This window comes from Microbacterium sp. MMO-113, assembly GCF_037148555.1.
Lineage (GTDB): Bacteria > Actinomycetota > Actinomycetes > Actinomycetales > Microbacteriaceae > Microbacterium.
In genome coordinates this window covers 1-962 of record NZ_JBBCTD010000010.1, presented here as the reverse complement: position 1 = coordinate 962, position 962 = coordinate 1, and the positions used below count along the sequence as shown (strand labels likewise).

1 rRNA gene is annotated in these 962 nt (G+C 55.8%); it reads right to left on the bottom strand.

Features of this window, described 5'->3' with window-relative positions:
• A 23S ribosomal RNA gene (locus WFJ36_RS17085) occupies nt 1-962 on the bottom strand; the annotation flags it as partial.

Genomic DNA, 962 nt, shown 5'->3' with positions numbered 1-962 from the left:
ACCTGACCACCTGAGTCGGTTTGGGGTACGGGCGGCTAGAACCTCGCGTCGATGCTTTTCTCGGCAGCATAGGATCATCCACTTTTTATCCGCATCGTGTCTCAGCCTGTAGGAGTCGCGGATTTGCCTACGACTCGGCCTACGCACTTGCACCAGGACAACCATCGCCTGGCTTGGACTACCTTCCTGCGTCACACCTGTTAATACGCTAACCGCACCAGCATGGGGTCACGTGCTCCCCTCCACGGTGTCACCCGAAGGCAACGATGTGAAGGCTCGGACGTTTAGCACCACTGGATTAGCTTGGGCGGTTCTTCGCCGGTACGGGAATATCAACCCGTTGTCCATCGACTACGCCTGTCGGCCTCGCCTTAGGTCCCGACTTACCCAGGGAAGATTAGCTTGACCCTGGAACCCTTGGTCTTTCGGAGGACGTGTTTCTCACACGTCATTCGCTACTCATGCCTGCATTCTCACTCGTGTAGCCTCCACGGCTGGTTTCCACCGCCGCTTCGCTGGCCACACGACGCTCTCCTACCCATCAACACGGCTGGACCACGAAGGCCTACCAATAATGTCAATGCCACAACTTCGGTGGCGTGCTTGAGCCCCGTTACATTGTCGGCGCGGAATCACTTGACCAGTGAGCTATTACGCACTCTTTCAAGGGTGGCTGCTTCTAAGCCAACCTCCTGGTTGTCAGAGCAACTCCACATCCTTTCCCACTTAGCACGCGCTTTGGGACCTTAGTTGGTGGTCTGGGTTGTTTCCCTCTCGACTATGAAGCTTATCCCCCACAGTCTCACTGCTGCGCTCTCACTTACCGGCATTCGGAGTTTGGCTGACGTCAGTAACCTTGTAGGGCCCATCGGCCATCCAGTAGCTCTACCTCCGGCAAGAAACACGCAACGCTGCACCTAAATGCATTTCGGAGAGAACCAGCTATCACGAAGTTTGATTGG